Genomic DNA, 7,303 nt, shown 5'->3' with positions numbered 1-7,303 from the left:
GAAAAGCTACTGGAGGTGTTTTAAATGCAGATTACTGATGTTAGGATAAGAAAGATAGCTGCAGACGGCAAAATGAAAGCTATTGTATCCGTAACCTTTGATAATGAGTTTGTGGTTCATGATATTAAGGTTATAGAAGGACAAAGCGGTCTTTTCATTGCTATGCCAAGCAGAAAGACTCCCGATGGAGAGTTTAAGGACATAGCACACCCAATCAATACAAGTACAAGAGAAAAGATTCAGGACGCTATTTTAAGCGAATATGAAAAGGTTAAGAATGAAGAACCACGAAATGAAGAAACCGTTGAGGAGTAAAAGGGAGAGAAATCTCCCTTTTGTTTTTTTATTTAAAAATATTGACGAATAACGTGGTGAAATCTATAATTGCTGCATTGCAATAATAAGTGTATTAAAATATAATAATAAGGTATGGAATTTGTTATACTACGGTTTAATTAGTATATTACTTTAATTAACTTAATTTGTTATCAGGGGTGTTAAAATGTATAACTGTGCTTTAATATTAGCTGCTGGCCAGGGAAAGAGGATTAAATCCAATCTTCCTAAAGTGCTTCACAAAGTGTGCGGTAAAGAAATGGTGAATCACGTTATCGACACTATGAGAGCTGCTGGATTTGAAGATGTTAATGTGATAATAGGAAAGGGAGCAGAAAAGGTTAAATCTGCTACAGAATCAAGAAAAGTTAGCTATTCGCTTCAGGAGGAGCAGCTTGGTACTGGTCATGCTGTACTTTGTGCTGCAGACTTTTTAAGGGGTAAAAAAGGAACGGTAGCAATCTTTACAGGAGATGCTCCCCTTATAAGGCCTGAGACTGTTGATAAACTTATAAAGCTTCATCAGGAGCAGAAGAATTCCGCTACTCTGCTGTCTTCAATTATAGACAATCCTCATGGATATGGAAGGATAATAAGGCAGGGAGAAGAAGTTCTGAAAATTGTAGAACATAAGGACTGTACTTTAGAGGAACTTGAGGTAAAGGAAATAAATGCAGGTATGTATTGCTTTGACATAGAAGATTTACTGGCTTCTTTGGATAAGCTTTCAAACAATAATGCTCAGGGAGAGTATTATTTAACTGATGTAATAGGAATATTAAAAGAAAACCACAATAAGGTTGGAGCTCTTCCTGTAGAATTCGAGGAAACTATAGGAGTTAATTCACGAGCAGAGCTTGCTGTAACAGAAAACATATTAAGAGCAAGGATAAATAAAAAGCATATGGACAACGGGGTAACCCTCATTGATCCTAACACAACTTATATAGGAGCTGAGGTTGAAATAGGGCAGGATACTATAATTTATCCTAATAATATAATTGAGGGAAATACTGTAATAGGAAGTGACTGTATACTTTATCCTAATTCAAGGATAAACTGCAGCATAATTGAGGATGAAGTTTCAATCCAAAGTTCAGTTATTTTGGAAAGCAGAATTGGAGAAGGGACTACAGTAGGGCCTTTTGCATATATAAGACCGGAAAGCGTAATCGGTAAGAAAACTCGAATAGGAGATTTCGTTGAAATAAAAAAATCCACTATAGGTGACGGTACTAAAGTATCTCATTTAACTTATATAGGAGACGCGGAAGTAGGTAAAGACTGCAATTTTGGCTGCGGTACCGTGGTTGTCAATTACGATGGAAGTCATAAATATAAAACCAAAATAGGAGATAATGTCTTTGTTGGATGCAATACCAATCTGGTTTCACCTGTAGAAGTACAGGAGCATAGCTATATAGCGGCTGGATCCACTATTACTAAAGAAGTGCCTGAAGGAAGCCTTGCTACAGCAAGAGCAAGACAGGTAAATATTGAGGGCTGGGTAGATAGAAAAGGCCTCTTAAAAAAGAAAGATAAATAAAATTTTATTATATTTAATCTTAATATTACTCACAACTATATACAAGGAGGTTTCCATAGATGATAACCCATGGAAAGAATATTAAAATATTTTGCGGCAACTCTCACCCACAACTGGCACGTGATATAGCTGAGATTTTAGGTGTTCCACTAGGTGATGCTGAGGTTGGAACTTTTAGCGATGGAGAAATAAAGGTAGATATTAACGAAACAGTTAGAGGAGCGGACGTGTTTATTGTTCAATCTACAAATCAGCCTGTAAATAACCATCTTATGGAACTTTTGATAATGGTGGATGCTTTTAAAAGAGCTTCAGCTGGAAGAATAACTGCGGTTATTCCTTACTATGGATATGCAAGACAGGACAGAAAAGCAAAATCAAGAGATCCTATCACTGCAAAGTTGGTTGCAGATATTATAACTGCTGCTGGTGCAGACAGAGTTCTTACAATGGATTTACATGCCTCCCAGATTCAGGGGTACTTTAATATACCTTTAGATCATCTTTTAGGAGCGCCAATACTTGCTAAGCACTTTATAGAAAAAGGAATGAAATCTCGAGAGGATGTAGTTGTAGTATCTCCTGACTTAGGAAGCGTTACCAGGGCTAGAAATTTTGCAGATAAGCTTCATGCCCCTATAGCTATTATAGATAAGAGAAGACCCAAAGCTAACGTATCAGAAATAATGAATATTATAGGCGATGTAAAAGACAAAGTTTGTATTCTGATAGATGATATGATTGATACTGCTGGAACTATTGCAAACGCGGCAAATGCATTAATGGATCTTGGAGCAAAAGAGGTTTATGCCTGCTGTACACATGGGGTTCTTTCAGGACCAGCTTTTGAAAGAATCAACGAAAGCGCTATTAAAGAACTTATAATGCTTAATACCATTAAACTTCCTGATATTCCTGAAGTACATAAAATTACATCTTTATCCGTAGCTCCTCTCTTTGCAGAAGCTATAAGAAGAATTTATGATGATGTTCCGCTAAGTAAGCTTTTTGATAATTAAAGAATTTACAGAGAAGTTTTTCACAAATTGTTATAAAAAAAGGGGTTCTTTTTTAGAATCTCTTTTTTTATGACATTTTAAATATTTGTAACATTTGATAAAAGGTATATAATTTGTTAATGGAATTTGTTAAATTTAAATTATGAACAAATATTTCAATAAGGAGTGTGCGAAATGGATGGCATATTAGGAAAGATATTGGTTATAGACGATGATGAGAATATATGTGAAGTAATAAAAATGTATTTGGAAAGCTCGGGCTACGAAACCAAGGTAGGACATAACGGGAAAATAGCTCAGGAATTATTTATGGACTATAAACCTGATTTGGTGCTTTTAGACGTGATGCTTCCAAGTATGGATGGTATAGACGTTTTAAAATGGATTAGAAAAGAAAGTGAAACCCCTGTAGTTATGCTAACTGCCAAAGGAGAGACTTTTGACAAAGTGCTGGCTCTTGAATTAGGTGCTGATGATTACATAGTTAAACCTTTTGAGCCTAAGGAGTTAATAGCAAGGGTTAAAGCTGTAATGAGAAGATATAACGTAGAGGTAGGAGTTAAGGAAGCTATTACTTATCCAGACTTAACTATAGACGTTAATTCTTATAATGTAACCTATAACGGAGAAGAAATTAAAATGCCTCCAAAGGAATTTGAACTGCTTTATTATTTAGCAAGCAATAAAAACAGGGTGTTTACCAGAGAACAGTTATTGTGTGAAGTATGGGGATATGATTATCCGGGAGATTCCAGAACCGTGGATGTTCATATAAAGAGATTGAGAGAAAAGCTGCATGGGGGAGCAAATTGGCAGTTAGAAACTGTATGGGGAGTAGGATATAAATTTGAGGTTAAATAGATGAGAAAAAACAGTTTGGTATCTAAACTGTTAGTAACCTTCACTGCCATTATTGCCTTTACATTTATTATTATCGCAACGGTACTTTCTATATGGTTTGAAAATTATTATTTTGAGCAGACTAAAGACCAGTTGGATAATCAGGGAAAACTTATTGCCAACGCTATGGTAGGACATTTAAATGAGCATCAGGAAGCGTCTTTAATTAATCTTCAAAATGTTTTAACCTTCATAGGTGATTCCCTTAAAGCTGACATACTTTTAACGGATAACAATGGATATGTATTTGCAGTTTCTACGCCAAAGTTCAATAATTTGAGATTTTCAAGGTTAAATATCGATGAAATGGATGAGCTGTCCGGAGGAAAAGCTGTAGAAAAAAGATCCGTATATGACGATGTATTCAATCGAAAGGCATATGTATACATGAAGCCTGTTTTTTACGGCAAATGGTTTAAAGGGGTTATAGTGATGTCTACTCCGCTGGAGCAGATAAAAACCCCTTTAAAGAAGGTTTATGCCATAATTTGGATTTCTGCAATTATGGCTCTTATAGTATCTAGTGTAGTTATATACTATTTTGCTCAAAGAATTTTAATAGCCCCTTTATCCCATATTAATATTGCAGCAAAAAAAATTACAAAGGGAGAGGTAGAAAAGAGAGTTTATATAGATTCCAATGATGAAATTGGAGAACTGGCAGAATCCTTCAATACAATGGCGGACTCACTGGCACAGGTAGAAAAGAACCGTCGTGACTTTATTTCCAATGTGTCTCATGAACTTCGTTCGCCTATAACCTCTATAAAAGGCTTTGTTGCTGGGATTTTAGACGGTGTCATACCAAAGGATAAAGAAAATTATTATATGAAGATAGTATACGATGAAGTTACAAGACTAAGCAGACTTGTTAATGAGCTTCTTGACCTTTCAGCGATGGAAGCGGGCAAGTTAAATTTAAAGATATCAGAGTTTGATATTAATGAAATCATAAGAATATGTATAATTAACTTAGAACCTAAGATAAAACATAAGAAATTAGAAGTTGATGTTGTTCTTGAAGGTAATCATCTTTACGTATCTGGGGACAGAGACAGAATGATGCAGGTAGTTACAAACCTTGCGGATAATGCTGTGAAATATTCCGGAGAAGATGGTTATATAAGGGTAACAAGCAGAAGCAGAGGAAGTAAAGTTTATGTGAGTATTTATAATGATGGTCCTGCTATAGGCGAAGAGGATCTTAAAAATATTTGGGATAGGTTTTATAAAGCCGATAAATCAAGAACTAATAAAGTCAGCACAGGCTTAGGACTTTCCATTGTAAGGCATATATTAACCCAGCATGGAGAGGATATATGGGCGGAAAATAAAACCCCTGAGAAAGGTGTGACTTTTACTTTTACCCTTAAGAAAAAATAGCAGGAGTTTTAATTTAAAATGGGGGGTGCTTTATTGCAAGGTAAAGACTCTAAAGATAGACTTTGGGGATGGAAGGATGTAAATAAAACTAATAAAAAGAAAAAATCTGAAGGCGAAATAAAATTCCGGCAGGATACTACAAAAAAGAATTTGATAATGATTTTGAAGGGGACTGCTCTGGTTTTAATAGCTATGATTTCAGGATATATATCTTCGTATTACTTCGTTAATAATCTCTATAAGTCCATCGCTAAAAATGGAGGGACTCAAACAATAATTTTAGAAAAGGATCCAAGTAATACTAATTTTCAAATGAACTCTATATATACTATAGTTCAGAATGCAGCACCTTCAGTGGTGGGGATAGGAAGCAGTGAGGAAAGCTTTGTGAAAAATCCTCTTGACAATACAGGAAATGTTTCCGGTTTTGTAATAAGAAGTGATGGTTATATAGTTACAAACTACCATAGTATAGAAAAGTTTCAGCAGATATTAGTTAAGCTTCCAGGTCAGGGCTCAAAACCCTTTCATGGAAAGCTTGTAGGTTTTGATAAAGCTTCGGACATAGCTCTGATTAAGATAGAGGCGGTAAGTCTTCCTGTTGCTAAGCTTGGGAAGTTATCAAATTCAAAAATTGGAGATATGGTAATTTCCATAGCCAACAGTAAAGGAGAAGAATATATAGGTACTGTAACTACAGGTATAATAAGCTCTACGAATAAAAAAATGGAGGTTGGAGATGCTAAATCCGGTGAAAAAAACGCATATGCTATACTCCAAACGGACTTATCCTTAAACATATATAATAATGGAGGAATAATATGTAATTCTGCCGGAGAAATCCTGGGAATAAACTCCAAAAAGATTGATGGAAAATTCAATGCTCAAGGATTAAGCCACTCCATTGCTGTGGAGGAAATAAAAAAGATAGTAGATTCTATATTAAGCTTTGGTGAGGTTAAAAGACCGTCCCTGGGATTCAAAGGAGGCACTTTGATTCCTAAAGAAGCTGGAGATATAGAAGGGGTTTATGTTCAAAGCGTCACTCAGGACAGTGGAGCTGCTAAGGCCGGAATTAAGGCTACAGACATAATAATAGAGCTGGATAATAAAAAAATTAAAAAGCTGGAAGAGATATATACCATACTTGAAAAGAAAAAAGTTGGAGATATAGTCAGCTGCAAGATATGGAGAGATGGGAAAGCACAGGAGCTTTCCGTAGAGTTAGGAGAAGCTAACAGCTGATTAAGCTTAATAATAAAGAGACTAGCTAGTCTCTTTATTATTTTATATTTTTAATATATTATATTTAATATAACGAGATTATTGGAAGTAAATATTCTACAATTACATTTTTCTGAAAGGTTGGAGTTTTATGTACGCTATAGTAGGCTTGGGGAACCCTGGGAAGCAGTATGAAAATACGAGACATAATGCAGGGTATGATGCTTTAGATTATATTGCCCAAAAGTATAACATTGATATAAATAGGTTAAAATTTAAAGGAGTAGCAGGTGAAGGAATTATTGAAGGAAAGAAGGTAATCCTTTTAAAACCTACTACTTATATGAATTTAAGCGGTGAAAGCGTAAGAGAGGTTATGGATTTTTATAAATTATCTCCAGAGGAGTTTATTATCATATATGATGATATAAGCCTTGAGGTAGGACGCCTTAGAATACGTTCTAAAGGAAGTGCCGGCGGGCACAACGGAATTAAAAACATTATAGCCCATATAGGAGATGAATTTCCCAGAATAAAAATAGGAGTAGGACAGCCTGATAGGAATTTGGTTTCACATGTGCTTGGAAAATTTTCTGGGGATGAAAGACAGTTAGTTGAAAAATCCTTAGAAAAAGCATCGGAGGCTGCGATTTGTATCCTTAAAGAAGGAATAGCAGAAGGTATGAATAAATTTAATAGTTTCAAAGCAGAATAAATATTTAAGCGCTTTAGCTCTAAAATATGAGTTAAGGCAGTTTGTGTCGTTTAAATTGACCTTAAAGGTGGTGTAAAAATGCGATTAAATGGATTGATGAAGCCTTTAAAAGATAATAAAAGCTTTAATGAGCTGAAAAGAGCTCTAAAAAATAATGTCTTTCCTTTAGGTATATATGGA

Annotated in this window: 7 protein-coding genes; all 7 read left to right on the top strand. The window is 35.1% G+C overall.

The window, feature by feature from the left end; genetic code table 11:
- The first annotated feature begins 24 nt into the window (after positions 1-24).
- Positions 25-315, top strand: coding sequence for a septation regulator SpoVG (gene spoVG / locus TA89_RS12620; RefSeq protein WP_040213856.1), 291 nt, complete (start codon positions 25-27; stop codon positions 313-315).
- Positions 316-502: 187 nt separating this feature from the next.
- Entirely contained in the window at positions 503-1,882 is a 1,380-nt protein-coding gene (gene glmU / locus TA89_RS12615) for a bifunctional UDP-N-acetylglucosamine diphosphorylase/glucosamine-1-phosphate N-acetyltransferase GlmU (protein WP_040213854.1), read from the top strand.
- A gap of 59 nt (positions 1,883-1,941) precedes the next feature.
- Positions 1,942-2,901 (top strand): ribose-phosphate diphosphokinase, encoded by a 960-nt coding sequence (locus TA89_RS12610; protein WP_040213853.1) that lies wholly within the window; start codon positions 1,942-1,944, stop codon positions 2,899-2,901.
- A gap of 174 nt (positions 2,902-3,075) precedes the next feature.
- The gene (locus tag TA89_RS12605) at positions 3,076-3,762 is read left to right on the top strand and encodes a response regulator transcription factor (RefSeq protein ID WP_040213851.1); all 687 of its coding nucleotides are present in this window, start codon (positions 3,076-3,078) and stop codon (positions 3,760-3,762) included.
- Positions 3,763-5,184 (top strand): HAMP domain-containing sensor histidine kinase, encoded by a 1,422-nt coding sequence (locus TA89_RS12600; protein WP_040213849.1) that lies wholly within the window; start codon positions 3,763-3,765, stop codon positions 5,182-5,184.
- A gap of 33 nt (positions 5,185-5,217) precedes the next feature.
- Complete coding sequence (locus tag TA89_RS12595; RefSeq protein ID WP_187119306.1) at positions 5,218-6,429, top strand: S1C family serine protease; 1,212 nt, start codon at positions 5,218-5,220, stop codon at positions 6,427-6,429.
- A 130-nt stretch (positions 6,430-6,559) separates the two neighbouring features.
- Positions 6,560-7,123, top strand: a complete 564-nt coding sequence (pth, locus tag TA89_RS12590; RefSeq protein ID WP_040213847.1) for an aminoacyl-tRNA hydrolase — start codon at positions 6,560-6,562, stop codon at positions 7,121-7,123.
- Positions 7,124-7,303 lie beyond the last annotated feature (180 nt).

This window comes from Clostridium polynesiense, from assembly GCF_000820705.1.
GTDB lineage: Bacteria > Bacillota > Clostridia > Clostridiales > Clostridiaceae > Clostridium_AA > Clostridium_AA polynesiense.
This window is presented reverse-complemented; position numbering and strand designations above follow the sequence as displayed.

Excerpts from the sequence above, each read along its gene's own strand:
- spoVG (WP_040213856.1), top strand. The coding sequence starts at position 25 with ATGCAGATTACTGATGTTAGGATAAGAAAGATAGCTGCAGACGGCAAA.
- glmU (WP_040213854.1), top strand. The coding sequence starts at position 503 with ATGTATAACTGTGCTTTAATATTAGCTGCTGGCCAGGGAAAGAGGATT.
- TA89_RS12610 (WP_040213853.1), top strand. The coding sequence starts at position 1,942 with ATGATAACCCATGGAAAGAATATTAAAATATTTTGCGGCAACTCTCAC.
- TA89_RS12605 (WP_040213851.1), top strand. The coding sequence starts at position 3,076 with ATGGATGGCATATTAGGAAAGATATTGGTTATAGACGATGATGAGAAT.
- TA89_RS12600 (WP_040213849.1), top strand. The coding sequence starts at position 3,763 with ATGAGAAAAAACAGTTTGGTATCTAAACTGTTAGTAACCTTCACTGCC.
- pth (WP_040213847.1), top strand. The coding sequence starts at position 6,560 with ATGTACGCTATAGTAGGCTTGGGGAACCCTGGGAAGCAGTATGAAAAT.